Source organism: Shewanella sp. AS16 (assembly GCF_021412365.1).
In the GTDB taxonomy this organism is placed as follows: domain Bacteria; phylum Pseudomonadota; class Gammaproteobacteria; order Enterobacterales; family Shewanellaceae; genus Shewanella; species Shewanella salipaludis.
On record NZ_JAKCLK010000339.1, the window covers coordinates 1 to 286 of the forward strand.

A 286-nucleotide genomic window follows, 5' to 3' on the forward strand; every position below is an offset into this window, starting at 1 on the left:
AGAGGCGAGTGAGTATTTTAATGAGCAAAACGTCCGGCACGAGACATAAATTCTTCTTCGCTCATCTCCTGTCCGTTAAAAACAACTTTACCCGGTGTATAACGCAGTTGCAGCGAGGCGGTATTGTTGTCAATCGTGATTAACTGCAACATCTGACCTAATGTCATCATCCCGCTGATTTGTTTATCAGCCCGCTTTTGCGCTTTTTCCGCATCCATCCCTTCAGATAAATTAAGCTGTTTTGCGGTTTCTGTGGCGACATTAAGCGGTAACTTCACATCAAAAT

The 286-nt window shown here is 43.7% G+C and carries 1 protein-coding gene; it reads right to left on the bottom strand.

All coding sequences use genetic code 11. The annotated features are described in order from the left end of the window. Positions 1 to 17 precede the first annotated feature (17 nt). Positions 18 to 286: DUF945 family protein (locus LZP73_RS20560; RefSeq protein ID WP_234236828.1), on the bottom strand; the 269-nt coding region annotated here is incomplete at its 5' end.